Below are 24884 nucleotides of genomic sequence, written 5' to 3'. Positions count from 1 at the left end.
TAGTGAGGCATCGTCAGAGACCGATTAAACGCTTCGGACGAGAGCATCTCGCAAATTGAGGGATGGCCGCAAAAACACCAGCAAGCGAGTGCGGGCATAGAGATGGCTGCACTCGCTCGGCCAAGGATTCAACTCGGCATCCTTGCCATCGGGTTGAATCGACAACTTTCAAGGAAAGTCGCAAACGGCAACTTTGCTCCCGATGGGCTTGCATCGGCAACCCATAGCGAAGGTGCGTCGACAAGGCCTGACAACAGATCAAACACAGCGCTCAAATTTCGCAGGACACCTGGATATCCGGCATGTCCCGCGGAAAATCCTTCGCATTGCGAGTGACCGGCAACGTCGAGTGAATCTTGTCTGTTGCCCGGATAATGGTTTGGAGCAGCTCGATGCGGCGGAACTGCCGCAGAGATACCGCGCGCCGGCCACTGCATTGTCGACGGCGATAACGGTAAATCCGGCAGGAGACACCCCTTGACCATTCCCTATCTCCGGCGATCGGCAACGGCAGTCACTATTGACAAGTTGCCCCGTATATCCCTTGATATGCCTTATCCGAGATAACAGACAAATGTCCGGAATATTGGATTATTCGAAAGCCATTAACCAAGGGGAACAACCATGATCATTTCCTTGCGCATCGGCCTGATGTCGCTGGCCGCCGCCACACTCCTCTCTTCCACGCCCGTTCTCGCCGACGGCAGCAAGCTCGATGAGGTGCTTGCGCGCGGCCACCTCGTTCTTGGAACCGGCAGCACGAACGCGCCATGGCACTTCAAGAGCGCCGACGACAAGCTGCAGGGCTTCGACGTCGACATGGGCCACATCATCGCCAAGGCCCTCTTCGGCGATCCCGACAAGATCGAGTATGTCAATCAGTCGTCCGACGCCCGCATTCCAAACATCACCACCAACAAGGTCGACATCACCTGCCAATTCATGACCGTCACGGGCGAGCGCGCCCAGCAGGTGGCCTTCACCATTCCCTATTATCGTGAAGGCGTCGGCCTGATGCTGAAGGCGGACGGTCAGTATGCCGACTACGCGGCATTGAAGGCGGCAGGCTCTTCCGTCACCGTTTCCGTTTTGCAGAACGTCTACGCGGAATCCATGGTCCATGCCGCCCTTCCTGACGCGAAGGTCGATCAGTATGAATCCGTCGACCTGATCTACCAGGCGCTGGAATCAGGCCGCGCCGATGCGGTTGCGACCGACCAGTCGTCGCTCGCCTGGTACATGACGCAGAACCCGGGCCGCTACAAGGACGCCGGCTATGGCTGGAACCCGCAGACCTATGCCTGTGCGGTCAAGCGCGGCGACCAGGATTGGCTGAACTTCGTCAATACCGCCCTGCACGAAGCCATGACAGGCGTCGAATTCGATAGCTACGCCAAGTCCTACAAGACGTGGTTCGGCAAGGACCTGACCCCTCCGCAGATCGGCTTTCCGGTCGAATACAAGTAATGGCCGAGCGGAGCGGGATATTCTCCCGCTCCGCCAGTCTGAAAGGGGCGGCCCGAGATGGGTTACACGCTGAATTTTGCCGCCGTCTGGCGCAACTTTGATTTTCTTATGAGCGGTCTGGCGCTCAGCCTCGGCCTGGCGATCATATCGATTCTGATTGGCGCCTTGATCGGCCTGATACTCGCCTTTGCGCTGACGTCGAAAAGCCGGATGGCAATGATCCCGGCGCAGGTCTATGTGACCGTGATCCGAAACCTGCCGATCCTGGTGCTGGTGCTGTTTGCCTTCTTCGCCTTGCCGCAGATGGGCTTCCGCCTGGACAAGATCAAAAGCTTCGTCCTGGTCCTCTCCATCTACTCGGGTGCCTATCTTGCCGAAGTGTTTCGCTCAGGATTGCTGTCGATCCCGAGGGGTCTCTCGGAAGCGGGTCTTGCGATTGGCCTGACACCAATGCAGATCCGCGGATCGATTATCGCACCGTTGATGCTGCGCAATGTGCTTCCGTCGCTGTCTTCGACTATCATCTCGCTGTTCAAGGATACCTCGCTTGCAGCCGCCATTGCCGTGCCGGAGCTGACATTCGCTGCCCGCAAGATCAACGTCGAGAGCTTTCGCGTCATCGAAACCTGGATGGTCACATCAGCTCTCTATGTCGCAACCTGCTTCCTCATCGCCGCGCTGATGCGTTTCGTCGAGCGCAGGCTGGCTTTGCCGAGGTAACACCGGATGTCTCACAGTTTTCTCGAACAACTCTGGATCGCCCGCTACGTCATCATCAACGGGCTCGGCGTGACGGTATCGATTTCTCTTCTCGCCATTCTCGCCGGTTCCATCGCCGGTGTCTTCGTTGGCCTCGCGCTCGTCTACGGCGGAGCCATTCTGCGCCTTTTGATCCGGGCCTATACCGACATCATCCGTGGTACGCCCGTGCTGGTCCTCGTGCTGGCAAGCTACTACGTCTCTTCCGCGGTAGGCCTTGATTTGGGGCCGTTTTCCGCAGGCGTTCTTGCCCTGGCAATCTTCTGCTCGTCGCATGTCGGCGAGATCGTGCGCGGCGCGCTGCAGGCCATCCCGAAAGGTCAGACGGAAGCGGCTAAGGCGATCGGCCTCACCTTCACCCAGACCTTCACGTCGGTCCTGTGGCCGCAAGCGATGCGCCAGTGCCTGCCGGCCTGGGTGAATACGGCAGCCGAGATGGTCAAGGCCTCGACACTTCTTTCCGTAATCGGTGTCGCCGAACTGCTCCTGCGCACACAGGAGATCATCTCCCGCAATTTCATGAGCCTCCAGTTCTATTTCCTGGCTGGTGGTCTCTATTTCATCGTCAACTTCGGTATCGAGCGTTTCGGCAAATATGTCGAGCGCAAAACCGCACTGCCGTCCTGAGGAGATCGGACCGATGGGCAAGACAATTTTAGACATTCAGGGCCTGCGCAAGACCTATGGCCAGCACGAGGTTCTCAAGGGCGTCGACTGCACGGTGCAGGAAGGCGAGGTCATTTCCATCATCGGCTCGTCGGGTTCCGGCAAAACGACGATGCTGCGCTGCATCAACATGCTGGAGGAGTTCCAGGCAGGCAAGATCAGCCTCGATGGCGAGGAAATCGGCTATCACGCCGACGGCAGCACCCGCCGTCGCAAGAGCGAGAAGGAGATCGCCCGCCAGCGCGCACTCACCGGCATGGCTTTCCAGCAATTCAATCTCTTTCCACATATGACCGCCGCTGAGAACGTGATGCTCGGCCTCGTCAAGGTGAAGAAGATGTCGAAGCCGGATGCACGCGCCGTCGCCGAAAAATGGCTTGACCGTGTGGGCCTTGCTGCCCGCGCCAACCATTATCCGGGCCAGCTTTCGGGCGGCCAGCAGCAGCGCGTCGCGATTGCCCGAGCGATCGCCATGGCGCCAAGGCTGATGCTGTTCGACGAGGTGACGTCGGCCCTCGACCCCGAACTGGTTGGCGAGGTTCTTCAAGTCATCAAAGGGCTCGCCGCCGACGGCATGACGATGCTGCTTGTCACCCATGAGATGCGCTTTGCCTATGAGGTCTCCTCGCGCGTCATCTTTATGAACCAGGGCGTCATCTGCGAAGAAGGCGATCCGAAGGACATGTTCGCGCGTCCGAAGACGGAGCGGCTTGCCGAATTCCTCAAGACCTCAAGTTTCAATTGAGAGGAAACAAGAGCGTTGCGCAAGCGTTGCGTCATCGCACGCTCGGATGCTATCGCAGCGTCTTGCTGATCTGGCGGCACCGGCGCTGTTTAGCCGGCACCATGTGCTGATGCATCGCAGCGCGCCGGTTGCGGCTGGTTTGGGAATATTCGGAGAGAAGCATGGCCGAGACTGCAAACGACATTGTATCCCGACGCATGCGAGGCCTGGATCGAGCCTTCGAGATCCTTGAGTTTCTGCGGGTAAAACGCCAGCCGATGCGCCCGAACGAGATCGCAACGGAAATCGGCGCGCCACGCTCCTCCATCTACGAGCTTGTCAATCTTCTGCTCGGTCATGGCATGCTCGACTATCAGGGCGGTGACGGCCGGGTCTTTCTCGGCCGCCGCCTCTATTTTCTCGGCACCGCCTATGCCGAACAATTCGACCTGATGCGCGAATGCGGCCGCATGCTGGGCGTGCTGGCGGAAGAGACGCGCGAAACCGCGCAAATGTGCCTGCTGGAAGGCAATAAATATACGGTCGCCATGATGCGGGAAGGCATCCGCCCGTTTCGCATTTCCTCGAATGTCGGCGAGCTCGTCGCCATTCCGTGGACCGCCTCCGGGCGCCTGCTTGTTGCCCATCTTTCGGACCGGGAAATCCTTGATTTCATCCCGCCGGGAGATTTCGTCCTCCCGAATGGGAGGCGGTTGGACCCCGCCGATTTCATCGCTCAAGTGCGGCAGGCGGCCGAAGACGGATATTTCACCTTCAACAGCGAGGTGGAGAATTTCACCCATTGCTTCGCCGTGCCTATCCATCAGGCCGACGGCGCTTGCATCGCGACACTCTGCTTGGTTACCCCGCGCGAGGATGGCTTGCGCAACCGAACCGCCTATCTCGACAGCCTCCTGAAAGCCGCTCACGAGATCTCCGAAAAGCTCGGCTTCCGGTCGTCGAAAGGCCGCTTCTTTGGATCCTGACCCTAACAAGATTTTTCGCGAAAGTGACAAATCTCCAAAGGAACGATCCCGTGAAAAGATCGCCCGGCACCCGCCCGGCGATCGTTGTTGGGTGCATTGGAACCCTCAGGCCCTGATGGGCGGGCTGGTCGGATCCGGATTTCCGTCGAAGAAAAGATAGATCGCTGCGATCTTGCCGTCCTTGGCAATGATGAAGTCCGTACCTGCATACGCAGGTGGTTCTCCGGGTGCGCCGGCCACCCATTGCACGCGCCCGGCTTGGTCGTGGAGAACGTCCGCCGCAGCGATTGTCGTGTATGCGAATGTCGGATGCATGGCGCGGATAACTCCGGCGACGCGGACGATCTCGTCGCGGCCGCGGTAGATTCCGTGCGGTTCGATGAATATGGCGTCTTCATGAAGGATTTCCTCCGCCACTTTCCGGCGGAGGGCGTCATCGCCCTCCCCAAAGATGTCCTGCAGATTCCGATCGAGCAGAGTTGCGATGTCTGCCATGGTCATTCTCCCTGACATGCGGCTTAGATCTGGACGTGGCCACCATCGACGAAGAGTTCGACGCCATTGATGAAGCTGGCATCGTCGGAGGCCAGGAACAGGACGGCCTTGGCGATCTCTTCCGGTTGCCCGACGCGGCCGGCGGGAATGAGGCTCGCGAGGTAATTCTTCGTGTTCTCCGCGCTCTCACCATTGCCGAAGAGTTCGTTGAGGCCAGCTGTCTCCGTCACGCCAGGGCTAATTGCATTGACGCGAATATGGCGATCCTTGAGATCGAGGATCCAGTTGCGAGCGAAGTTGCGCACGGCAGCCTTGGTTGCCGAGTAAACGCTGAAGGCAGGCGTGCCGGAAATGCTCGTCGTCGACGAGGTGAGAATGATCGAGCCGCCATCACGCAGGAGCGGGAGCGCCTTTTGAACGGTGAACAAGGTGCCCTTCACATTGGTATCGAAGGTCTTCTGATAGTGTTCTTCGGTAATCGCGCCGAGAGGTACCATCTCGCCGCCGCCGGCGTTCGCGAAAACCACATCGATGTGCGAGTGCTTCTGTTGAACTGCGTCGTACAGACGGTCGATATCGACGAGCTTGCTCATGTCGGCCTGCACGCCCGTGACACTGCCACCGATCTTCTGCACGGCGGCATCGAGCGCTTCCTTGCGGCGGCCGGTGATGAACACGGAGGCACCTTCAACCGAGAAGGCCTTTGCTGTTGCAAGGCCAATACCGCTCGTGCCACCCGTAACGATCACGACTTTGTTTTCGAACTTCTTGCTCACTATCATGCTCCTTTGCTGCGGCCATTGCCGTTGAAAAGGAACATGCCAGCAGAACGATGCTGCATATAGTGAGCAAATTTGGTACTCATCGTTCCAGATGGAGAACGATAATGCGGTCTGACCTCAACGATCTTTTCTACTTTGCCGAGGTCGTTGCCCACGGTGGGTTCGCGGCCGCAGGACGCGCCTTGCGCGAACCGAAGTCGAAGCTTAGCCGGCGGGTAGCGGGGCTAGAGGAACGGCTCGGCGCGCGACTGATCGAACGATCCAGCCGCCGCTTTCGAGTGACGGATATCGGCCAATCCTTCTATGAACGCTGTAAGGCTATGCTGGCGGAAGCCGAGCGCGCAGAAGCGCTCGTCGCAGAGGCGCAATCCGAGCCGCATGGTCTGATCCGGATGAGTTGCCCGACCGGGCTGGTCGAACCGATCTCCACCCTCCTGACGCGATTCCTGGCGCAGCATCCAAGGGTGCGGCTGCAACTTATCGCGATTGACCGTCCGGTCAATCTCATCGAGGAGCGGATCGACGTCGCGTTGCGGGTCCGAACGTCGCTAGATGGTGACGCCTCACTAACGATGCGCTCGCTAGGCAACTCGATCCGCATCTTGGTCGCAAGCCCGCAAATTGCCAGCCGCATCGCAGACATAGAAGCTTTGGCGAGCGAACCTACCCTCTCGACCACGGATGATCAGGGCGAGGTGAACTGGTTTCTCGAGACGGACGATGGCCGAACCCATACGCTCAGGCATGAGCCGAGGATGGGCTGTGCAGACTTCACGGCCGTGAGGGCAGCCGCACTTGCAGGTCTGGGTGTCGCTCTTCTCCCCGATCACACATGCAGGCACGCGCTGGAAGAGGGAAAGCTCGTAAGGGTCCTTCCCGCTTGGCATGGCATGAAGGGTCTCGTTCATCTCGTATTCACCACGCGCCGAGGTCTTCCTCCGGCCGTTCGCAGGTTCATCGACTGTCTGGCTGCGGGTTTCCCCAAGGATGCGCTCGTCTGATGAGCTGCTCGAATAGACCACATGTCTCTCGACAGCAGTTGCGAGCGCCTCCGGAGCAGGCGGAATAGCGACATCTACCGTATTCGGTCAATGCAAAGGGTCTCCCACCGCAAATCCAGACAGAGACTGGGCACTTGTGCCGAGCCGGATATGAACCCGTTCCCTCGAGCCTAAGATCGGGCAATTTGCAAATCTATCGCTCACCAAGTGAAGAGAGGACGGGAAGAGCCATAGGAACCCGATGCCGACCCGCTTGGAGCTAGCTGATTATCTCGTTCAACTCTCTCTGCCCATCGCCGACGTTCAGCCGCTTTGTCTTTGTCGCGATCTGTCGATTTGCTCGCGGTTACCGGCCTAGATTGACCGCTGGTTCCGCCGACCGTTGAGCAGGAAGCAAAGAAAACAGCGGGAACAATAATCAGAATGCCCAAGGCAACCGTCCTCATGAGCGCTTTCTCGATCGGCTGCATAGTCATCCTTAATGCTCTCTTTGATCATCTTCGATAAGGAGAGATGTTATTCGATTTCGTATCTCGTGGAAACAAAAGGCTATTGGGATTTCCATGTGATGGACAGTGACGTGTACCCGAACCCGCGTTGCGCTCGCCGGCCTATCGTCCGCCGCCTGTCGCAAGCTATGTCGCAGCCTCGGGCCGTGGCAGGTGACACAGGTATGATTTGGCACCCTAGAACATTGCGCGATCCATCAACGAAGATTCTAAACGCCAGCGATCGCCCTTTGCCATCAGGCTAATTGACAATCAACCGAGCCACCGAACCGAATTCTTGACGACGAGCTGACGCAAGTATACACCGTATACATGAACACTCGCATCGTCATACTAAACTGCGCACTCGATGAATTGCAGGCTGCCGGCCTGGACAAGCTCAGTTTGCGTGCCGTCGGGAAACGGGCTGGAGTAACGCCCATGGCGGTCTACCGGCACTTCCAGGATAAGGCGGACTTGCTGCATGCGCTTGGCGACCACGCGCTCTCGCAATGGCAAGCACGCGTCGAGCAAATTCAAGATGTGGATCTCCATGGCTGGATTGATGCTGTCACCCGCGCATTCATAGACCTCGCTCTCGATTCACCGGCACTCTTCGATGCGGCTTTCGTGCTCAAGACACGTGCCGGCCGTATTTATCCGCAGGACTTCAAGGGGGGTCGTTCTCCTGTGATCGGAGCGTTTGCAGCCCGCCTTGCAGACGGTCAGCTGCGCGGCTTGGTGCGCGAAGGCGATGCGCTTGAAATCGCAATATTTTCCTGGGCGACGCTGCAAGGGTTGATCGGATTGCATCGTTCCGGCCGTTTCAATCTTTCCCGTGAAGATTTTACCGACATGTGCCTTCGAGGCTTAGCCAGAATTATTAACAAGGACTAGCCGATGAAAATGGGAGGAGTGATTGCGGCGCTTGTATCCGGCGCCGTTCTTGCGGTGAGCCGCGATACAGGCCATTTGGGCTTTCTGGTTTTAATTGGCCCGGTTCCGCTTTTCCTCCACGTTTTAGGGGAGCGGCGAGCGCTGAATACATTCGTGCTGGCCTATCTGGTCGGGCTGATGGCAGAGGCCGGTCCGCTCTACTTCTATGGCGGTATCATTCCCATGGTTTATGGGATCGTGGCGTTGCAAGCCTTGTTTTTTGCCCTTTCTGTCCTCCTGATGTGGACCTTATATCCGCGAAGCCCAACCCTTGCCGTCTTCGCCTATGCGGTCGCCACAGGAGCCATTGAACTCTTATACTCTTACGTTTCGCCGAACGGCAGCTTCGGTGCTCTTGGCTATGCGCTGGTGGACATTCTTCCTTTGCTGCAGATCGCATCTCTGGCAGGCGTAAGCGGTCTCAGCTTTCTCGCAGCCATCATACCCGCCGGTATTGCAACGTTGATCCGGCGACCGACCGATTATCTAGCCGCTTCGGCATGGATTCTGCCGGTTCTGGCTGCTCTTCTGTTCGGATTTTGGCAATTGGCACAGCCGGACGGTGAAGCTGTTCGCGTCGCGCTTCTAAGTAACGACGAATTTGCCGGCGTCGCAACCGACGAACCGGATCGCAACGAGGTAATTGTCGCTGATTTCCGTCAGAATATCGAACAGGTTGCGAGCCAAAGGCCTGCCTACATCGTCACGCCGGAAAAGATGTTCCTACCGACGCCTGAGTTCGCACAGCTTTCCGTGAAGTTGAACACGAAAATCGTCGCCGGAATAGACCGCCCGCTTGGCAATGGACAGCGCTCGAACACAGCAGAGTTGACGAGACCCGATCTGTCAGCTCTGACCTATGACAAACATTACCTTATTCCAGGATTGGAAGGTGAATATGTTCCCGGCAAGGATTTGGTGAGCGTCGACCGCGTCGGGATTGCGATTTGCAAGGACATGGATTTTCCCCAGTTCCTGCGAACCTACCGCGGCCGGCACATTGGCCTATTGCTTGTACCGGCCTGGGATTTCATTGCAGACGCAAAACTGCATGGCAAGATGGCGATCGTACGGGGAGTGGAAAACGGCTTCGCGGTCGCTCGCACAGCCAGCCAGGGCTTGTTGACGTTAAGCGACAGCAGAGGCAGGATCATAGCAGAGACTTCCTCCGCAAAAAGCCAAGGCAATCTTGTCGATTCGGTACCGCTTGGTACCGGGGATACCTTCTATGCAAGCAATGGCGACGCCTTCGGCTGGTCGCTCGTCATCGTCTGCGGTGGATTGCTGTTTGCCGTGCCGACAGTCAGGCTTGGGTCGCACAAGGACGTCTGAAGGCAAACGAGCCGCCTTGGCCTTTAAAGCGGGATGTCGTCATCGCTAAGATCGTGAGGATGCAAACGGAACAGCGGGCGGCGAATTCGCGCTCGTAGATCTGTGAGTTCCTTGCAAGACTTACCCCGGATAGGCCTTTTTGCATTCGGGCCTCGTCTTCGACGGAAGCGATATTCGGACTCACCGCCAATGCTCCGGAAAGCTGAAATCAAGCTACTCCTGCCAAGCCCGGCGAAGCGCGCAAACGGGCTATGTCGCGCGCCGGCGGTTCTCCAAAGTGGCGCCGATATTCGCGAGTGAACTGCGACGGGCTTTCGTAGCCGACGCGGAAGGCGGCGGTCGTGGCGTCGATGTCCTGGACCAGCATCAGGCTGCGCGCGTCCTGGAGCCTTAGCTGCTTCTGGAATTGCAGCGGCGTCATCGCCGTCACGGCGCGAAAATGCTCGTGCAGGCTTGACGGGCTCATGCCAACTTCAGCAGCAAGCCGCTCGATGCTGAACCGTTCTCGAAAGTTCTGCCCGATCCACGCGATGGCGCGGCCGACCTGTGCCACCCGCCCCTGGCTGGAGGTGATCTGGCGCATCCTGGCACCATCCGGGCCGGCGAGCAGGCGATAGAGAATTTCCTGCTCGGTCAAGGGACCGAGTACGGGCAACGCTGCGGGATCATCGAGTAGAAGCAGCAGGCGCCGCACCGCATCGAGCAGATTGGCGCCGGCGTCGGACACCGTCTTTCCTATGGGCCGAGCGGGCGCCGCTGGTGGCGGCGACACGTGCAACGCCAGCTGCCCCAGCATGACTGGATCGAAATCGAGGAACAGGCAGAGATAGGGCTTATCAGGTGTCGCCTCGACAACCTGGCCCGTCACCGGCAGATCGTAAGTCACGATCCCATAGCGGCCCGGCCCATATCTGAACACGCGGTCGCCTAGAGTGACCTCCTTTTGCCCCTGTGCGACGAGGCACAGTTGTGGCCGATATACGTTCGGCATCGGCATCGTCACCGTGGAGGATCGAGCAAGCGTCACCCTTTCAATGGGAGTGGCGTGGAAACCATCCTTCGAGACGTGCCGGGCAATCAATGCAGAGATTTCGGTCAGTGTTTCCATGAACTTGACCATCGCATGCGAGCAGGAGGGCGACAAGGCGAAACCACGCGGCTTCTGGAGGATTGGGCAGTAATCCTGGCGCATCAGGCTAACGGTTCGGCGTCGCTACGCATCATAGTGCCAGCGGCGCCTGGGTCACAGCAAACCCGGCTGCAGAACAAGGATGGAGCAAACATGACAATCGATCATTTCAAGATCCCCGCGCTCGCACTGGGGACCTGGGCATGGGGCGACAGCGGCGAGCCTGGCGACGGCTACTTCGGCAGCCGCCTCACTCAGGCTGGCCTCGAAGAGGTCGCGGAAAAGGCGAATGCGGCCGGCTTCACCCTGTGGGATACCGCCATGGTATACGGCATGGGCCGTTCAGAAACCCTACTCGGGGAGATACTTAAATGCTACGCCCGCAGCGACTATCAGCTCTCCACGAAATTCACCCCGCAGGCGGCAAGGACCCGTGATGATCCGGTGGCGGACATGCTGGAGCAGAGCCTGGCGCGCCTCGGCACCGACTATATCGACCTCTACTGGATCCACAATCCGGCCGATGTTGCGCGGTGGACTCCGCGCCTGATACCGTTGCTGAAGAGCGGGAAGGTCAAACATGTCGGCGTCTCGAACCATAACCTGAGCGAAATCGAGCTCGCCAACCGGATCCTTGGAGAAGCCGGGTTCCGGATTGAAGCCATCCAGAACCACTATAGTCTCCTCTACCGCAGCTCCGAGCAAGCTGGCATCCTGGACTATTGCCGCAGCCAAGCTATCCCGTTCTTCGCCTATATGGTGCTTGAACAGGGCGCCTTGACCGGCAAGTACAGTCCGGAGAACCCGCTGCCTCAAGGAAGCAAGCGGGCGGAGGCTTACAATGGCATGCTGCCTCAGCTAAAGGCGCTAACGGACAAGCTTACCTCGATCGGCCTGAAGCAGGATGCGGCCGCTCCCGATGTCGCGATAGCTTGGGCCATCGCCAAGGGCACAACGCCGATCGTCGGCGTCACCAAACCTCGCCACATCGATGGTTTGGTCAGAGCCACCAGCATCAGTCTCACCGGCGACGACATCGCAGAGCTGGAAGCTTTCGCTGACGCCACGGACGTGAACACCCGCGGCTGGTGGGAAAAAGAGATGCAAGCCTGAAGCTCCGCTGTCCCAAGACCTCGGAGCCGCTGCGACCAGTACCACAGCGATCATCTCGTTCTGTGGGTCGATCGCCTGCCTCTACCCGATTATCCAAGTGCTCCGGAATGTGTTGGCGCATTTCGCAAGTTCCGGAGCGCTGGATATCAGCAAAACCCCAACCGTATCGCAGTGCACGCTTCCCTTGAAATATATACCGCCGCAAACATCTGAGACGATAGAGGGTCGCGCAAAGTTTGAGTTGACCGTTTTCGATGGCGAGGCGACACTTGCAACCCGAAGCAAGGCAGGAGGAAAAGTGATGGATGAGCCAGACCGCTGGCGACACATGGCAAGCGCTCCGAAAGACGGCAGTCGGATCCTTGTCACGATCCGCCCGTCAGAACAGGGGCCGGCAGAAGTTGACCTCGCATATTGGTCGAATGGCGATCAGTTCGGCACAGAGGGCTGGCGCGCCTCCGATTCGTCGCCCGGACACATCATAGAATATGCCGAGCCGGAACTAAAATGCTGGATGCCGATGCCCTCGGCCAATCTCAATCGCACCTCAATGCCCTCACCCTGGGAAGGCGACAACGCCCAGCAACTCGACGGGTCGGGGATTTGACTGCTGGCGCCGGCTTGTCGCGCGGATTCGATAACAGATTTGCATCAGCAGAAACGCGGCATCCATCGGGGCGACGCCGATAGCAAAACGGCAAGCCTTGGGCTCAGTTCGCGGCAAGCACGAAGCGCAGCCCGAAATTAGCATTCGCACGAGGATAGGCATGCCGACGGCCACCGGGCTGTTCGTGCACCTCCGCCTTTATCCATTCCCGCTTCACACTCCGCAATATCGGAATACGGGGTATGCGGCTGTGGTTCTAAAGTCGTCTTAGCCACTCATCGGCGCCCCTTGCCGCCATACGCATGAGCGTTAACGAAGGATCTCAGCAGGGATTTCGTGTGATGCGCTCTACTTGATCAGGCCGCCCATACCGCAGCTTGAATTTTGATACGTTAAATAATAAATTTTCGCGCGTTACTTTTTATAGCGACGCGAAGCGCAAAAGAATTTGTCTGGAATTTACGTGTGGTTGCGCTCTCTTCCATGTATGCGCATAAAACCATTGGTAGATACGGCAGCCGGAAAAATGGTCGACTTTCGATGGAAAAATTGACGCATAAGACGATGGAGGACTTCGCGAAGTCCTGCGGTGTCTCCCGCCCCACCCTTTCCAAATATTTTGACGATCCGACCAGTGTAAAACCGGCGACCCGCGCGCTGATCGAGGCCGCACTTCGTTCGTCGGATTATCAGCCTAATCTTTATGCGCGGAACCTCAATCGCAAGAGAACCCGCAATATCGGCATCCTGGTTCCCGCCCTCACCGATCCCTTCTACGCAGAAATGGTCAATCGCCTGGAATTGCGGCTGCGAAACGAGGGCTATTGGCCGATCGTGTTCTCGTCGCATGGATTGCCTGAGCTGGAAGTCGAAGCGGTTAACACGATGCTGTCCTTGAAGGTGGCCGGTGCGCTTGTCGCACCATTGGGGAAGAAATCCGATCCGCGCACCTTTGAAAAACTCGCGCAAAACCTGCCGATCGTCTACTTCGACACCTATATCGAAGGGAGCACGCCGTTCATCGGCAATGATAACTACCAGAGCGTCGCAACGATCGTCGAATATCTCTGCCGATCCGGGGAAGCGCCAGCCTATCTCGACATTCCGCATGTCAATCACAACTCACCGGAAAGGCTGGCAAGCTATATCGCCACCATGGAAGCCGCAGGCTGCGAGCCGTTGGTGATCAGCACCAATGCCGCCTACACCTGGGAGTTCGAACGCATCGGATATGAACAGATGGACAGCCTGCTTCGAGCAAAGTCTCTTCCACGCAAAACAATCCTTTGCGCGAATGATCGCCTCGCCTTCGGCGTGATGGCAGCCACCTTCGCGCACGGCCTGAAAATCGGACGCAAAAAGGGTGACAATCTGCGCATCGCGGCCCATGACGACCATCCCTTGAGCCGGTATACCTGCCCGCCACTGACGACGATGGCACAGGACTTCGCCGCGATGACGGCAAGCAGCGTCAATACGCTGCTGACACTGCTCGGAGACGCGATCGCGCCGGTTCAGACGATCCCGCACAAGCTCAGTCTGAATGGAACGCTTGTCATGCGGCAATCAGCCTGAAATCGCGCTTGCTATTCATCTACTTCGAGGTAGCCTCGAAGCTGTGCCAGGCTGAAACGGCTGCCTCCACGGCCTGCCGGGCCTCTGCCACATATCTCCCCATCGACACGAAGCCATGGATCTGCCCCGGCCAATGGCGATGCACCACATGCACGCCTTCTTCCCGCAGCCGCCTGGCGTAGGCCATGCCTTCGTCGACCAGAATGTCGTGACCCGCCGTTGCAACGAAGACCGGCGCCACTCCGGCAAGCGTTTCGATCCGTAACGGCGAGACCCTCCAATTAGCAATATCGGCTGCGGTGCGGACGTAATGATCGCGAAACCATCTCATCGTGGCGGCGGTCAAGCCGAAGCCCTCGGCATAGCGGCTATAGCTATCGGCCATCTGGGCGGCATCGGTGTTGGGATAGATGAGCAGCTGGGCCGCAATCGGCGGAGCCGCGCCGCCGCGCGACATCAATGCCAGAACGGCGGCCAGATTGCCGCCGGCGCTATCGCCGGCAACGGCGATCCGCGCGGGATCGATGCCGAGATCTGTCGCCGATTTCACGACGAATGCCAAAGTCGCAGCGCAATCGGTCACTCCGGCGGGGAACTTGTGTTCCGGCGCCAGCCGATAGTCGGGGCAGATGACAGTGCATTTGGCAGTATTGGCGAACCATCGGCAGATTTCGTCGTGCGACTCGAGATTGCCGATCACCCAGCCGCCGCCGTGAAGATAGATGAGGCCCGAACCACCCTTCAAAGGAGCGCCGATGCCGCGATAGATGCGCAAGGCGATCGGCCCATTCGGACCGGCGATCTGGCGATCCTCCATCGACGCGACAGCTTCTTTTGCGCCCTGGAGCGTCGGGCAAGTCGCATCATAATCGATGCGCGCCTGCTGAGGCGTACCGGCTTCGAATGGCCGGCCGCTCGACCGGCTGGTGATAGCGAGAACGCGCCGCGCGCTTTCATCCAGCTTTTCCATTGGATTATCCCCTCTCTGCAGCGATCAGGCGAGAAGGCTGCGTGCTTCGCCTTCGTCAAGGCGCGGTGACGGAGTGAATTGCGCGCCGATGCTGACCGACTGCCGACTTTCCCCCGACTGAAGAATGGCCTCCATGATCTCAAGGACGTGAAGGGCCAGCTCTCCCGACGCGCGGGGCGACCTGCCCTCTTCAAGCCCTCGCGCAAGGTCGGCGACACCGAGCATGCGGTAATTCGCCCGATCCGGTGCATTGAATGGCCAGTTCCTTGCGCCGTAAAGTTCGCCTTCGCTTTCGAAATCGCGCCAATCGGCGCCCCGCTCCGACAGCGACACCGTTCCGCCGAACGTGTCCGGATCGGGCAAACGGAGCGAGCCTTCGGTGCCGTGCAGCTCGATTGGATGATTGGAATGACGAAAGACGTCCCAGGAGGCGCCGAAATTCACGGTCGCGCCGGATTGGAACTCCAGAAGCGACAGGATGTTGGTGGGCGTTCCGACCTTGAAGCGCGTGTTCTTGAATGGACCATCGGCGGTGATCAGGCGCTCTTCCTGACCTTTCGTCGCCATTGCCATGACCCGAGCGACCGGGCCGAGCAGATTCACCATCATGGTCAGATAATAAGGCCCCATATCGAAGACCGGGCCGCCGCCAGGCTGATAATAGAATTGCGGATTGGGGTGCCAGTGCTCCATGCCGCGTCCCATCATGAAGGCAGTGCCGCTCACGGGACGGCCGATCGCGCCCTCATCCATCAGGCGCCGCGCCCGGCGACCTGCCGCACCGAGAAAGGTGTCGGGCGCCGACCCCAGTTGCAATCCGCGCCGCTTCGCCTCCGCCACAAGAATGCGGCCATCGGCCGCCGAGGTTGCAAGCGGCTTTTCCGTGAAGACATGCTTGCCAGCGGATAGGGCCAACATCGTGACGTCGAAATGGACGGCGGGAACAGTGAGGTTCAGCACGAGATCGACTTCGGGATCGGCCAGCAATTGGTCGACGCTGAGCGCGCGAATGCCATACTCCCGGGCACGCAGTGCGGCGACATCGGCGGATATATCGGCGCAAGCCCGCAATTCGACACCGGCAAACAGCGCTGCATTGCGCAGATACGTCATCGAGATGTTACCGCAGCCGATGACGCCAATGCCAAGCTTAGCTTTTGAATTACCAGCCATATTACCCAATCCTCCCTGATCTACCGCATCTGTTCGCCGCGCTTCGGCGCATCCGAACGATGACTCCCGGGTTGATTTAAAGCATCTTATTTCTTGACGCGCGACAAATTTTTATAAAACATATGCGAATACTGGCGCGGAGGTTTGGAGGTCGCCAGTCTTCCTGGGAGGGAAACATGACAGATATCAAGAAGACGCCGGCTCACTCCACGAGTGCCGGACAATCGATAATGCTTGATCGTCGTCAGTTGCTGTTGGGTGCCGCCGGCGCCGCCATCGGCACGGCAACACTTGGTGTTGCCTCAGGCCTCGGTATCCGCCCGGCCCGCGCGGCCGATCGGACGGAAATCAGCTTTGCCAGTGCCAGCTTCTTCGGCAAGGAAGGGCTCGGTGATCTCGTCAAGACATTCAACGAGTCGCAAAGCCGCATCGCCGTCAAGTTCATAGAACTGCCGCCGCCGAGCTCATCGACGGAGGTCTACCAGGGCCTCGTCCAGCAGCTCGCCCGCCGCAACGGAACGCCCGACGTCTTCAGCCAGGACGTCATCTGGATCGCCGGTTTTGCGTCTGCCGGCTGGGCGCTGCCGCTTGACGAATATTTCCCGAAGGACAAGCGCGCTGATTATTTCCCCGGCACGGTGGCGGCCTGCACCTATGGCGGCAAGCTGACAGCCCTGCCATGGTTCGTCGATTCCGGCATGTTCTACTATCGCAAGGATCTGGTGGAAAAACATGGCGGTAAGGTGCCGGAGACCTGGGCCGACATGGCGACAATGGCGGCAGAGGCGCAGAAGGCCGGAGACGCCAAGTTCGGTTATCTCTGGCAGGGCAAGCAGGCCGAGGTTCTGGTCTGTGACGCCGTGGAAATCATTGCATCCAATGGCGGTTCCATCCTTTCCGCCGACGGGAAATCCTCCCTCATCGGCGACGATGCCGCCGTTGCCGCGATCCAGTTCCTGTATGATACCATCAACAAGACGAAGATCAGCCCTCAGAACGTGCTCTCCTGGGACGAGGAACCCTCTCGCCAGCCGTTCACCTCGGGTGAGGCGATGTTCATGCGCAACTGGTCCTATGTCTATCCGATCGCGCAGGACCCGAAGGCCTCGCATGTCGTCGACAAGGTCGCCGTCGCGCCGCTGCCGCATTTTGCCGGCGGCAAGAGTTCGGCCTGCCTTGGCGGCTACCAGCTGGGCGTCAATGCCAACTCCAAGAAGCGGGAAGCTGCAATCGAATTCCTGACCTGGATGTCTTCGCCCGAAACCCAGACCCGGCTTGCGCTCAATTTCGGCCTTGCACCCTCGCGGCCCGCCATCTTCCAGGATGCGAAGCTGAAAGCCGAGCAGCCGTTCATGGCGAGCCTGCAGAGCGTCTTCACCGGGGCCACACCGCGGCCGATCACGCCGCAATATGCCAAGGTAACGCTGGCGCTGCAGTCCAGTATCTCGAAGGCACTCGTCAGCGGCAACGTCAAGGCGGAACTGCAGGCCGCCGCCGCCCAGATCAACAAGATCGTTGGCTGACATGGCCGTGACGATGACGGTTGCCGTTTCCGAGCAAACCCCAGGTAAGTCGAGGGCGCTGTCCAGCGCCCTCTGGCCCTGGCTGTTGCTGCTGCCGGCATTCCTTTCGCTCGCATCGGTATCCTTCTATCCGATCGTCAACGGCGTCTATCTGTCCTTCACCAACCGCTCGCTGATCACACAGGACAATGATTTCGTCGGCATCGCCAATTATGTGCAGCTGCTGTCCGATCCGCCGTTCTGGAATGCCTGGTGGCATACGATCTGGTTCACGCTGATCTCGACCTTGCTCGAGACGTTCATCGGCCTGGCAATGGCGCTGATCCTTTGCGAGACCTTCGCCGGCCGGGGCATGGTCCGCGCCGCCATGCTCGTGCCCTGGGCCATGCCGACTGTGGTTACCTCGAAAATGTTCGGCTGGCTCTTCGACGGCCAGCACGGCATCATCAATTTCATCCTTCTGCATGCCGGACTGATTGACCAGAACGTCAACTGGTACGGTTCCCCCGATACGGCGCTGACGACGATCATCCTTGCCGATGTGTGGAAGACCACGCCATTCATGGCGCTTCTGTTGCTGACCGGGCTGCAGACCGTTCCGAAATCGCTCATAGAGGCGGCACGCATTGATGGGGCGAGAGCCTGGACGATCTTCTGGCATGTCCGCCTGCCGCTCCTGATGCCGACACTGTTGATAGCCGGGCTCTTCCGTGCGCTCGATGCCTTCCGCGTCTTCGACCTCGTCTATGTGCTGACGGGTGGCGGTCCGGCAGATTCCACCGAGACCCTTTCAACTCTGTCCTACAAGGTGCTCTTTTCGACGCTGCAGTTCGGCTACGGCTCGGCTGTAACGACCGCCATGTTCCTCACCGAGGGGCTGATCGCCATCGGCTTCTGCATCTTCCTCGTGCGCCAGATCAGGAGGACGACGTGAACGGAGAGCGCTCAGTCTTCCAAAACATCCTCATCTATCTCGGCGCCCTGTTCATCCTCATCTGGTCCGCCGGCCCCTTCATCTGGCAATTTTCGACATCGCTCCAGCTCGACAAGGCCCTGACCGAGGGAACGCCCTCGCTCATACCGAACCCGTTCACGCTGGAGCATTACTACAATGCCTTTGTCGAAAAAGGCCTGCATCATTACGTGCTGAATTCGCTCATCGTTTCCCTTGCGACCACCGCTCTCTGCCTGATCGTCGGTTCGCTCGCGGCCTTTTCGCTATCGCGGCTCGACGTGAAGGGGCGCTTCGGCATCCTGACGGTCATCCTTTCGGTATCGATGTTTCCGCAGATCGCGCTCGTCGGGCCTCTCTATCTCATCGCCTCCGATCTCGGGCTGCTCGATACCTATACGGCGCTGATCATCACCTATCTTGCGCTGGGACTGCCGCTGGTAACCTGGGTCCTGTTCGGCTATTTCGAAACGCTGCCGCGCGAAATCGACGAAGCAGCCCGCATAGACGGCGTCGGCCCTGTCGGCCTGCTCTGGCATATCATCCTGCCGATGTCATTGCCGAGCCTGGTCACGACCGGCCTGCTTGCCTTCATCACCGCCTGGAACGAGTTTCTGTTCGCGCTTGCCTTTACCTCGGACAGCGACAGCCAGACGATCCCGGTCGGCATCGCCAATTTCACCAACCAATATTATGTGCCCTGGGGAGACATCGCCGCCGCATCGGCTGTCGTCACCGTACCGCTCATCATTTTGGTGCTCTTCTTCCAACGACACATCATCGAAGGCCTGACCCAAGGCGGAATCAAGGAATAGCGGGAATGCGCAAGGACATAAAAGTCGGCTGCCAGACGTTCACATGGGAAATGCTCGGCAATGCCTGGACGGGAACAGCTGATGATCTGCTCTCGGCGATTTCCGCCGGCGGTTATTCCGGCATCGAAATCACCGATACGATGATCGGCCGCTATGCGGCAGACCCGCATGCCTTCGCGAATGCATTAAGGGATCGCGGCCTGACGCTCGTCTCCTTCGCCTTCGGCTCGAAGAGCGGCTTTACGGTGGCCGACGCAATGAGGGACGATCTTGCGACCGCGAAGCGCTGGATCGATTATGCCGCGCATTTTCCGGGCGCACTCGTTTCCATCGGCTCGGCAACCGTCGTTTCCGAGGGCCCGCGAGACGAGAAATTCGCCATTGCCGGCGAGTTCTACAATCGCGCCGGAGAGCTGGGCAAGGTCGCCGACGTCGAGGTCGCCGTGCATCCGAGCTCGCATCACAATACTTTGCTGTTCGACCGTGCCGATTACGACCGCATCTTCGCTTTGCTCGACCCGAGCCTAGTCGGCTGGGTGCCGGATACCGGTCATATCCTGCGGGGGCATGCCGACATGCTTGACACGATGCGCACCTATCAGGACCGTATTCGTTACCTGCATCTGAAGGATGTTGACGCGCAGGGCCGATGGGCGATGCTCGGCAAGGGGGTTCTCGATACCCCGGCCGTGATCGAGCTTGTCTCCGCCGCTCCACACTTCAACGGCTGGCTGGTGCTGGAGGAGGAATCCGAGACGGCCGCCGCCGATCCCGCCGCCGCGGTCAAAGCCAATCGCCAAACCATGCGCGGCTACGGCGCATAAGGAAGAGAACCATGATCGAAAAGGAAAGTCGCCGTCTTCGCGTCGGAGTCCTCGGCTGCGGTCCGATCGCGCAGTTCGCGCACCTGGAATCCTGCATCAAGGCTCGGAATGCCGATCTCTATGCTATCTGCGACGCGGCGCCCGATCTTCTGGCTCGCATGGGCGCGACCTATGAGCCGCAGAAGATGTACGACGATTATGATGCCATGCTGGCCGATCCCGAGCTGGAGGCCGTAATCGTCGCGACCTCCGACGCCTATCATGTGCCGATGTCCATTAAGGCGCTGGAAGCCGGAAAGCATGTGCTCTGCGAAAAACCGATCGGCGTGTCGGTCGAGGAAGGGCAGCAGCTTGCCGAGGCCGTGCGCCGGTCCGGCAAGATCCTGCAGGTCGGCCATATGAAGCGCTTCGATCCGGCGCTTGAGGCGGCCCGCGATTTCGTGCGCGACGATATAGGCCAGATCTTTGCGATGAAGGCGTGGTATTGCGATTCCACCCACCGTTATACCAATACGGATGCGGTGCAGCCCTTGCCCGTCACCAGCAAGCTTGCGCGCAAGCCATCAGGCAATCCCAAGGCCGATCTCCGGCAATATTTCATGCTGGCCCATGGCTCGCATCTGGTCGATACCGCGCGCTTCTTCTGCGGCGACATCGTTGCCGTTCGCGCCCGGCTTCTGGAACGTGCCGGCGCCTATTGCTGGTTCGTGGAGACCGAGTTTGCCAATGGCGCCCTCGGCCATCTGGATCTGACGGTTGCCGTGCGCATGGATTGGCATGAGGGGTTTCAGCTTTACGGCGAGAATGGCTCTGTTCTCGCAAAGACCTTCAATCCCTGGTACTTCCGCTCGAGCGAAGTGGAAATCTTCCACGAGAAGGATGCGACGAGCCGCAAGCCGCTCGGCGCCGACGGCCATTTCTTCCGCCGGCAGCTGGAGGGGCTCGCCGATACCGCGCTGAACGGCGCGCCGATGCGCGGCGCCAATGTCGAGGACGGCCTGGCGTCCATCCGCGCGATGGTGGCGATCGCCCGGTCGGTGGACCGGGGCGAACGTGTCGAACTCGCATCGGTCACGGGAGCGGTCTGATGCAGATCGGAATCTTCGCCAAGACCTTTCCCGGAACGGAGCCGCTCGGCGTTCTCTCGGCAGTGCGCGACAGCGGCTATGCTTGCGCGCAGTTCAATCTCGCTTGCTGCGGTCTCCCATCCATGCCCAATGCCCTTTCGGAAGAAACGATCGCTGCGATCCGGGCAGCCGTCGAGGCGACGGGTATCTCGCTCGCTGCTCTGTCGGGCACCTACAACATGGCTCACCCCGATATTGCCATTCGCCGGGCGGGCCTCGCCCAGCTCGCGGTCGTCATCGAAACGGCGGCCGCACTCTCGATTCCGTTGGTGACGCTTTGCACCGGAACGCGCGACCCGAACGACCAATGGGCCCATCATCCCGACAATGGCGATCCCTCCGCCTGGGCCGACATGGCAGCGGAGATATCGAAGGCCCTGGAGCTGGCGGAAGGGCATAGCGTTGATCTCGGCATCGAGCCGGAGCAGGCCAATATCGTCACCTCGGCACGCGACGCCCGGCGGCTCATTGACGAGATGGGATCGGCGCGGCTGCGCATCGTGCTTGATCCGGCCAATCTCTTCGAACAGGCGACACCGGCACAGGCGCGGGCGATCGTCGCAGAGGCGGTCGAAATCTCCGCCGGCCATATCGTCCTGGCGCACGCCAAGGATCGTCACGGCGACGGCCGTTTCGCGACCGTCGGGCAAGGCGTGGTGGATTTTGCTGATTTCATCGCGCGGCTGCGCTCGGTGAATTTCGACGGACCGCTCGTAACCCATGGCCTTTCGGCTTCGGAAGCACCCGGCGTCGCCGGCTTTCTCAAGGCGCTGATCTGATGGGACAGAAATCGTTCAAGCGCGGCGATGCAGAACTTGCCATCTACGAGAATGGGCAAGGGCTTCCGGTCGTCTTCCAGCACGGGCTGGGTGGCGATGAGGCGCAGGTGGCACAGAATGTCCCAGCTGCGGGCATGCACCGGCTGACGCTGGAATGCCGCGGACATGGCGCATCCTCGCTTGGCAATGCACGGCCCTTTTCGATCCAAATGTTTGCCGAGGATGTTCTGGCCGCTGCCACTGAATGCGGGTTCGATCGCTTCATTGTCGGCGGTATTTCGATGGGCGCGGCAATTGCGCTGCATCTTGCCCATCATCACGCTCACCGGATCGCCGGGCTAGTCCTCGTCCGCCCCGCCTGGACTTTCGAGGCATCGCCGGACAATCTCGCGCCGATCCGCACCGTTGCCGCCCTGATCCGCTCGTACCCGGTCGGGGAGGCCAAAAGGCGCTTTATCGTCTCAGAAACCGGACGACGGATCGCCTCGGAGGCGCCGGACAACTTCTCCTCCCTGCTCGGTTATTTCGACCGACCGGATGCTCTCGCCTTTGCCTCCGTTCTGGCTGACATCGCCGCAGATGGACCGGATGTGCCACAGGCAGCGGCAGCCGCCCTTGCCGTGCCCACCCTCATTATCGGCAACCGGCACGACGCGATCCATCCGCTCTCCTGTGCGCAGACGTTCGCCAGCGTCATTCCAGGCGCAAACTTTGTCGAAGTTACCGCCAAGGCCATCGACAAAGACAGGCATTTTGCCGAGGTCCAAGACGCCATCGCGCATTTTCTAGCACCCCAAACACTCCGGAGCTTCGTTCCATCATGACGTCTAGACACCTTTCCGGCCCGGCTGCCATTGCAGCGCTTCCCCGCAACAGGCTTCTGGGCGAATTCTCGCTCTGGTCGGCCGACCTTGCCAATATGGAAACCGATCTCAAACGCATCGAGGCCTATGTCGACCTGCATCACATCGATGTCGCCGATGCGCGCTTTACGCCGGGCTTCCTGTTCTTTCCGGATTTTGTCGCGCGCATCGCCAAGTCGACCGCCAAGCCGATCCACGTCCATCTCATGGTCGAGGCTGAAATCGTCGAGGAGCAGGCGCGCCAGTTCATAGAAGCGGGCGCGGATTTGATCAGCGTCCACGCCGAAAACGGCGATGCAGGCTTGCGCGCAATTGCGCTTGCCAAAGAACTGGGGGCCGAAGCCGGCGTAGTGCTGCGGCTGGAAACGCCCGTTTCGGCGATCGAACCTTTCATCGATCATGTCGCCTTCGTGACGCTGCTCGGAACCTCGATCGGTGTCAAGGGACAAAGCCTTTCCGAAAAGGCCTGCGACCGGCTGATCGAAGCCCGTTCCCTGCTCAGGAAAGCCGGTCGCGAAGATCAGATCATCCTCGCAGCCGATGGCGGCATTCGCGAACAGACAGTGCCGCTTCTGCGCCAGGCCGGAGCGCAGACGGTCGTGCTCGGATCGCTGGCATTCGGCGACAGGAACCTTGGCGACCGGATCGCCTGGTTGCATGGACTGGAGAGCCGGGTTTCGTGAAAAAGGTCGCTCTTGCATTCGATCTCGGTGGAACGGAGCTTCGCGCCGCGCTTATCGATGATGAGGGAAGTCTTGTGACATTCTCCTCGCTGTCGACGGACGCAGCCGGCGGCCCCGCGGCCGTCATCCGGCAGATCGAACAGCTGGCCGAAATGGTGCTGGCCGAAACGCCTGATCTTTCGCCGATCGGGATCGGGATCGGTGCACCCGGCCCGCTCGATCCGGACGCCGGTGTCGTCATTGCCGCCCCAACGCTCGTCGGATGGCACGAGATCCCACTTGCGGAGATTCTCCAAAACCATTTTCAGCTGCCCGTAAGGCTCGAAAACGATGCGAATGCGGCAGCGCTTGGCGAGTGGCGATATGGCGCCGGCCGCGGGGCGGGGTCGATGGTGTTCGTCACGGTATCGACCGGCATCGGCGGCGGCGTGATTGCCGATGGCCGGATCCTGCACGGGAGACGCGGCCTGGCTGCCGAGATCGGCCACATGACGATCACGAGCGAGGGCGAACGCTGCTTTTGCGGCGCAGTCGGCTGCTTTGAGGCCGTCGCCTCCGGCACGGCGCTCGGCAGGCGGGCAACGGCCCGCACCAGGCCGTCAGACGGATCGGTGCTGCGCAAGCTCGCCGCCGATGCCGATGTGACCGGACGACATGTCGTCGAAGCTGCACGAATAGGTGACGCCGATGCACTCGCGCTGCTGGCTACCGAGGCGCGGTGGCTGGGGATAGGCTTTACGAACCTGCTTCACCTCTACTCGCCCGACATGCTCGTCATGGGCGGAGGAATTTCGCATGGCTTCGATCTTCTGCACGATCAAATGGCGGCGACGATTCGCGAGCGCGCCATGCCCGCCTATCGCAACGTGCCGATCGTTGCGGCACAGCTCGGGCGCCATGCCGGCTTGATCGGTGCCGCCAGCCTCATCTTCGGCGGCTACGGAAAAACAGCCCCCCGGGCCGATGAGCCCGCAAGGCACGGGCAATGCTGATAGGGCCATACCCAACGGTAAAAAAGAAGCCAGCAATGGCTGATCTCAAGCTCCGCGACGCCCGCAAATCCTTAGGCGCTTTCTCGAGCATGGCATTTTGGCGCCCATCCATCCGTGCAGCGA

At 59.7% G+C, this 24884-nt stretch carries 25 protein-coding genes; 20 read left to right on the top strand and 5 right to left on the bottom strand.

What is annotated here, in order from left to right; genetic code table 11:
- Nucleotides 1–624 precede the first annotated feature (624 nt).
- The 5 genes from AC13RM_RS21715 (at nucleotide 625) to AC13RM_RS21695 (ending at nucleotide 4602) form a co-directional block, all read left to right on the top strand.
- On the top strand, nucleotides 625–1467 hold the full coding sequence (locus tag AC13RM_RS21715; RefSeq protein ID WP_374819702.1) for a transporter substrate-binding protein: 843 nt from the start codon (nucleotides 625–627) through the stop codon (nucleotides 1465–1467).
- A 57-nt stretch (nucleotides 1468–1524) separates the two neighbouring features.
- Nucleotides 1525–2187 carry an amino acid ABC transporter permease gene (locus AC13RM_RS21710; RefSeq protein ID WP_167077990.1) on the top strand — a complete coding sequence of 221 codons (663 nt, stop codon included), beginning with the start codon at nucleotides 1525–1527 and terminating at the stop codon, nucleotides 2185–2187.
- 6 nt (nucleotides 2188–2193) lie between these two features.
- The gene (locus AC13RM_RS21705) at nucleotides 2194–2853 is read left to right on the top strand and encodes an amino acid ABC transporter permease (protein WP_167077992.1); all 660 of its coding nucleotides are present in this window, start codon (nucleotides 2194–2196) and stop codon (nucleotides 2851–2853) included.
- 13 nt (nucleotides 2854–2866) lie between these two features.
- Nucleotides 2867–3637, top strand: coding sequence for an amino acid ABC transporter ATP-binding protein (locus AC13RM_RS21700; RefSeq protein ID WP_167077994.1), 771 nt, complete (start codon nucleotides 2867–2869; stop codon nucleotides 3635–3637).
- Between the two features lie 161 nt (nucleotides 3638–3798).
- Nucleotides 3799–4602, top strand: a complete 804-nt coding sequence (locus tag AC13RM_RS21695) for an IclR family transcriptional regulator (RefSeq protein ID WP_167077996.1) — start codon at nucleotides 3799–3801, stop codon at nucleotides 4600–4602.
- 105 nt (nucleotides 4603–4707) lie between these two features.
- Here AC13RM_RS21695 and AC13RM_RS21690 read toward each other — a convergent pair whose 3' ends face one another.
- Nucleotides 4708–5097, bottom strand: coding sequence for a nuclear transport factor 2 family protein (locus AC13RM_RS21690; RefSeq protein ID WP_167077998.1), 390 nt, complete (start codon nucleotides 5095–5097; stop codon nucleotides 4708–4710).
- 23 nt (nucleotides 5098–5120) lie between these two features.
- The gene (locus AC13RM_RS21685; RefSeq protein ID WP_208409225.1) at nucleotides 5121–5879 is read right to left on the bottom strand and encodes a glucose 1-dehydrogenase; all 759 of its coding nucleotides are present in this window, start codon (nucleotides 5877–5879) and stop codon (nucleotides 5121–5123) included.
- Nucleotides 5880–5983: 104 nt separating this feature from the next.
- On the opposite strand from AC13RM_RS21685, the gene AC13RM_RS21680 reads away from it, so the two are divergent.
- The 3 genes from AC13RM_RS21680 (at nucleotide 5984) to AC13RM_RS21670 (ending at nucleotide 9636) form a co-directional block, all read left to right on the top strand.
- A complete protein-coding gene (locus AC13RM_RS21680) occupies nucleotides 5984–6880 on the top strand; it encodes a LysR substrate-binding domain-containing protein (protein WP_167078002.1) in 897 nt (298 codons plus the stop codon).
- A gap of 821 nt (nucleotides 6881–7701) precedes the next feature.
- Nucleotides 7702–8265, top strand: coding sequence for a TetR/AcrR family transcriptional regulator (locus AC13RM_RS21675; protein WP_167078004.1), 564 nt, complete (start codon nucleotides 7702–7704; stop codon nucleotides 8263–8265).
- Nucleotides 8266–8268: 3 nt separating this feature from the next.
- Complete coding sequence (locus AC13RM_RS21670) at nucleotides 8269–9636, top strand: hypothetical protein (protein WP_440480258.1); 1368 nt, start codon at nucleotides 8269–8271, stop codon at nucleotides 9634–9636.
- A 208-nt stretch (nucleotides 9637–9844) separates the two neighbouring features.
- Here AC13RM_RS21670 and AC13RM_RS21665 read toward each other — a convergent pair whose 3' ends face one another.
- Complete coding sequence (locus AC13RM_RS21665) at nucleotides 9845–10744, bottom strand: AraC family transcriptional regulator (RefSeq protein WP_167078008.1); 900 nt, start codon at nucleotides 10742–10744, stop codon at nucleotides 9845–9847.
- Between the two features lie 174 nt (nucleotides 10745–10918).
- On the opposite strand from AC13RM_RS21665, the gene AC13RM_RS21660 reads away from it, so the two are divergent.
- The 3 genes from AC13RM_RS21660 to AC13RM_RS21650 all read left to right on the top strand — a co-directional run bounded on the left by AC13RM_RS21660 (nucleotide 10919) and on the right by AC13RM_RS21650 (nucleotide 14060).
- Nucleotides 10919–11878 carry an aldo/keto reductase gene (locus AC13RM_RS21660; RefSeq protein ID WP_167078010.1) on the top strand — a complete coding sequence of 320 codons (960 nt, stop codon included), beginning with the start codon at nucleotides 10919–10921 and terminating at the stop codon, nucleotides 11876–11878.
- 301 nt (nucleotides 11879–12179) lie between these two features.
- Complete coding sequence (locus AC13RM_RS21655) at nucleotides 12180–12485, top strand: hypothetical protein (RefSeq protein WP_069610414.1); 306 nt, start codon at nucleotides 12180–12182, stop codon at nucleotides 12483–12485.
- Nucleotides 12486–13025: 540 nt separating this feature from the next.
- Nucleotides 13026–14060 (top strand): LacI family DNA-binding transcriptional regulator, encoded by a 1035-nt coding sequence (locus AC13RM_RS21650; RefSeq protein ID WP_440480260.1) that lies wholly within the window; start codon nucleotides 13026–13028, stop codon nucleotides 14058–14060.
- A 19-nt stretch (nucleotides 14061–14079) separates the two neighbouring features.
- Here the strand turns inward: AC13RM_RS21650 and AC13RM_RS21645 are convergent, their stop codons facing one another.
- Nucleotides 14080–15030, bottom strand: a complete 951-nt coding sequence (locus AC13RM_RS21645; RefSeq protein ID WP_440480261.1) for an alpha/beta hydrolase — start codon at nucleotides 15028–15030, stop codon at nucleotides 14080–14082.
- A gap of 24 nt (nucleotides 15031–15054) precedes the next feature.
- Entirely contained in the window at nucleotides 15055–16203 is a 1149-nt protein-coding gene (locus tag AC13RM_RS21640) for a Gfo/Idh/MocA family protein (RefSeq protein WP_440480262.1), read from the bottom strand.
- 176 nt (nucleotides 16204–16379) lie between these two features.
- Here AC13RM_RS21640 and AC13RM_RS21635 point away from each other — a divergent pair, with 176 nt between their 5' ends.
- Genes AC13RM_RS21635 through AC13RM_RS21595 form a run of 9 tightly spaced genes read left to right on the top strand, consistent with a single transcriptional unit; the run spans nucleotide 16380 to nucleotide 24761 of the window.
- Nucleotides 16380–17726, top strand: coding sequence for an ABC transporter substrate-binding protein (locus AC13RM_RS21635; RefSeq protein ID WP_488555537.1), 1347 nt, complete (start codon nucleotides 16380–16382; stop codon nucleotides 17724–17726).
- A 1-nt stretch (nucleotide 17727) separates the two neighbouring features.
- Nucleotides 17728–18660 (top strand): carbohydrate ABC transporter permease, encoded by a 933-nt coding sequence (locus tag AC13RM_RS21630; RefSeq protein WP_440480264.1) that lies wholly within the window; start codon nucleotides 17728–17730, stop codon nucleotides 18658–18660.
- Entirely contained in the window at nucleotides 18657–19493 is an 837-nt protein-coding gene (locus AC13RM_RS21625) for a carbohydrate ABC transporter permease (RefSeq protein WP_440480265.1), read from the top strand. Before AC13RM_RS21630 ends, AC13RM_RS21625 begins: the two co-directional genes overlap by 4 nt.
- 5 nt (nucleotides 19494–19498) lie before the next feature.
- Entirely contained in the window at nucleotides 19499–20317 is an 819-nt protein-coding gene (locus AC13RM_RS21620) for a sugar phosphate isomerase/epimerase family protein (RefSeq protein WP_440480266.1), read from the top strand.
- Between the two features lie 11 nt (nucleotides 20318–20328).
- Nucleotides 20329–21405, top strand: a complete 1077-nt coding sequence (locus AC13RM_RS21615; protein WP_440480267.1) for a Gfo/Idh/MocA family protein — start codon at nucleotides 20329–20331, stop codon at nucleotides 21403–21405.
- Nucleotides 21405–22223: a sugar phosphate isomerase/epimerase family protein gene (locus AC13RM_RS21610; RefSeq protein WP_488555536.1), complete on the top strand. Its 819-nt coding sequence runs from the start codon at nucleotides 21405–21407 to the stop codon at nucleotides 22221–22223. The genes AC13RM_RS21615 and AC13RM_RS21610 overlap by 1 nt, the downstream gene beginning before the upstream one ends.
- A complete protein-coding gene (locus AC13RM_RS21605; RefSeq protein WP_440480269.1) occupies nucleotides 22223–23047 on the top strand; it encodes an alpha/beta fold hydrolase in 825 nt (274 codons plus the stop codon). The genes AC13RM_RS21610 and AC13RM_RS21605 overlap by 1 nt, the downstream gene beginning before the upstream one ends.
- Nucleotides 23044–23769: a ribulose-phosphate 3-epimerase gene (locus AC13RM_RS21600; protein WP_440480270.1), complete on the top strand. Its 726-nt coding sequence runs from the start codon at nucleotides 23044–23046 to the stop codon at nucleotides 23767–23769. The genes AC13RM_RS21605 and AC13RM_RS21600 overlap by 4 nt, the downstream gene beginning before the upstream one ends.
- Nucleotides 23766–24761 carry an ROK family protein gene (locus tag AC13RM_RS21595; RefSeq protein WP_488555535.1) on the top strand — a complete coding sequence of 332 codons (996 nt, stop codon included), beginning with the start codon at nucleotides 23766–23768 and terminating at the stop codon, nucleotides 24759–24761. Before AC13RM_RS21600 ends, AC13RM_RS21595 begins: the two co-directional genes overlap by 4 nt.
- Nucleotides 24762–24884 lie beyond the last annotated feature (123 nt).

It is taken from the genome of Martinezella sp. CNPSo 3732, from assembly GCF_057784515.1.
Note: the sequence above shows the minus strand (reverse complement) of the source record. Positions and strands in the feature narration are given on the sequence as shown.

Bases quoted from the DNA above. Each gene is read 5' to 3' on its own strand.
- AC13RM_RS21715 (WP_374819702.1), top strand. From the start codon at position 625: ATGATCATTTCCTTGCGCATCGGCCTGATGTCGCTGGCCGCCGCCACA.
- AC13RM_RS21710 (WP_167077990.1), top strand. From the start codon at position 1,525: ATGGGTTACACGCTGAATTTTGCCGCCGTCTGGCGCAACTTTGATTTT.
- AC13RM_RS21705 (WP_167077992.1), top strand. From the start codon at position 2,194: ATGTCTCACAGTTTTCTCGAACAACTCTGGATCGCCCGCTACGTCATC.
- AC13RM_RS21700 (WP_167077994.1), top strand. From the start codon at position 2,867: ATGGGCAAGACAATTTTAGACATTCAGGGCCTGCGCAAGACCTATGGC.
- AC13RM_RS21695 (WP_167077996.1), top strand. From the start codon at position 3,799: ATGGCCGAGACTGCAAACGACATTGTATCCCGACGCATGCGAGGCCTG.
- AC13RM_RS21690 (WP_167077998.1), bottom strand. From the start codon at position 5,097: ATGGCAGACATCGCAACTCTGCTCGATCGGAATCTGCAGGACATCTTT.
- AC13RM_RS21685 (WP_208409225.1), bottom strand. From the start codon at position 5,879: ATGATAGTGAGCAAGAAGTTCGAAAACAAAGTCGTGATCGTTACGGGT.
- AC13RM_RS21680 (WP_167078002.1), top strand. From the start codon at position 5,984: ATGCGGTCTGACCTCAACGATCTTTTCTACTTTGCCGAGGTCGTTGCC.
- AC13RM_RS21675 (WP_167078004.1), top strand. From the start codon at position 7,702: ATGAACACTCGCATCGTCATACTAAACTGCGCACTCGATGAATTGCAG.
- AC13RM_RS21670 (WP_440480258.1), top strand. From the start codon at position 8,269: ATGAAAATGGGAGGAGTGATTGCGGCGCTTGTATCCGGCGCCGTTCTT.
- AC13RM_RS21665 (WP_167078008.1), bottom strand. From the start codon at position 10,744: ATGGAAACACTGACCGAAATCTCTGCATTGATTGCCCGGCACGTCTCG.
- AC13RM_RS21660 (WP_167078010.1), top strand. From the start codon at position 10,919: ATGACAATCGATCATTTCAAGATCCCCGCGCTCGCACTGGGGACCTGG.
- AC13RM_RS21655 (WP_069610414.1), top strand. From the start codon at position 12,180: ATGGATGAGCCAGACCGCTGGCGACACATGGCAAGCGCTCCGAAAGAC.
- AC13RM_RS21650 (WP_440480260.1), top strand. From the start codon at position 13,026: ATGGAAAAATTGACGCATAAGACGATGGAGGACTTCGCGAAGTCCTGC.
- AC13RM_RS21645 (WP_440480261.1), bottom strand. From the start codon at position 15,030: ATGGAAAAGCTGGATGAAAGCGCGCGGCGCGTTCTCGCTATCACCAGC.
- AC13RM_RS21640 (WP_440480262.1), bottom strand. From the start codon at position 16,203: ATGGCTGGTAATTCAAAAGCTAAGCTTGGCATTGGCGTCATCGGCTGC.
- AC13RM_RS21635 (WP_488555537.1), top strand. From the start codon at position 16,380: ATGACAGATATCAAGAAGACGCCGGCTCACTCCACGAGTGCCGGACAA.
- AC13RM_RS21630 (WP_440480264.1), top strand. From the start codon at position 17,728: ATGGCCGTGACGATGACGGTTGCCGTTTCCGAGCAAACCCCAGGTAAG.
- AC13RM_RS21620 (WP_440480266.1), top strand. From the start codon at position 19,499: ATGCGCAAGGACATAAAAGTCGGCTGCCAGACGTTCACATGGGAAATG.
- AC13RM_RS21615 (WP_440480267.1), top strand. From the start codon at position 20,329: ATGATCGAAAAGGAAAGTCGCCGTCTTCGCGTCGGAGTCCTCGGCTGC.
- AC13RM_RS21610 (WP_488555536.1), top strand. From the start codon at position 21,405: ATGCAGATCGGAATCTTCGCCAAGACCTTTCCCGGAACGGAGCCGCTC.
- AC13RM_RS21605 (WP_440480269.1), top strand. From the start codon at position 22,223: ATGGGACAGAAATCGTTCAAGCGCGGCGATGCAGAACTTGCCATCTAC.
- AC13RM_RS21600 (WP_440480270.1), top strand. From the start codon at position 23,044: ATGACGTCTAGACACCTTTCCGGCCCGGCTGCCATTGCAGCGCTTCCC.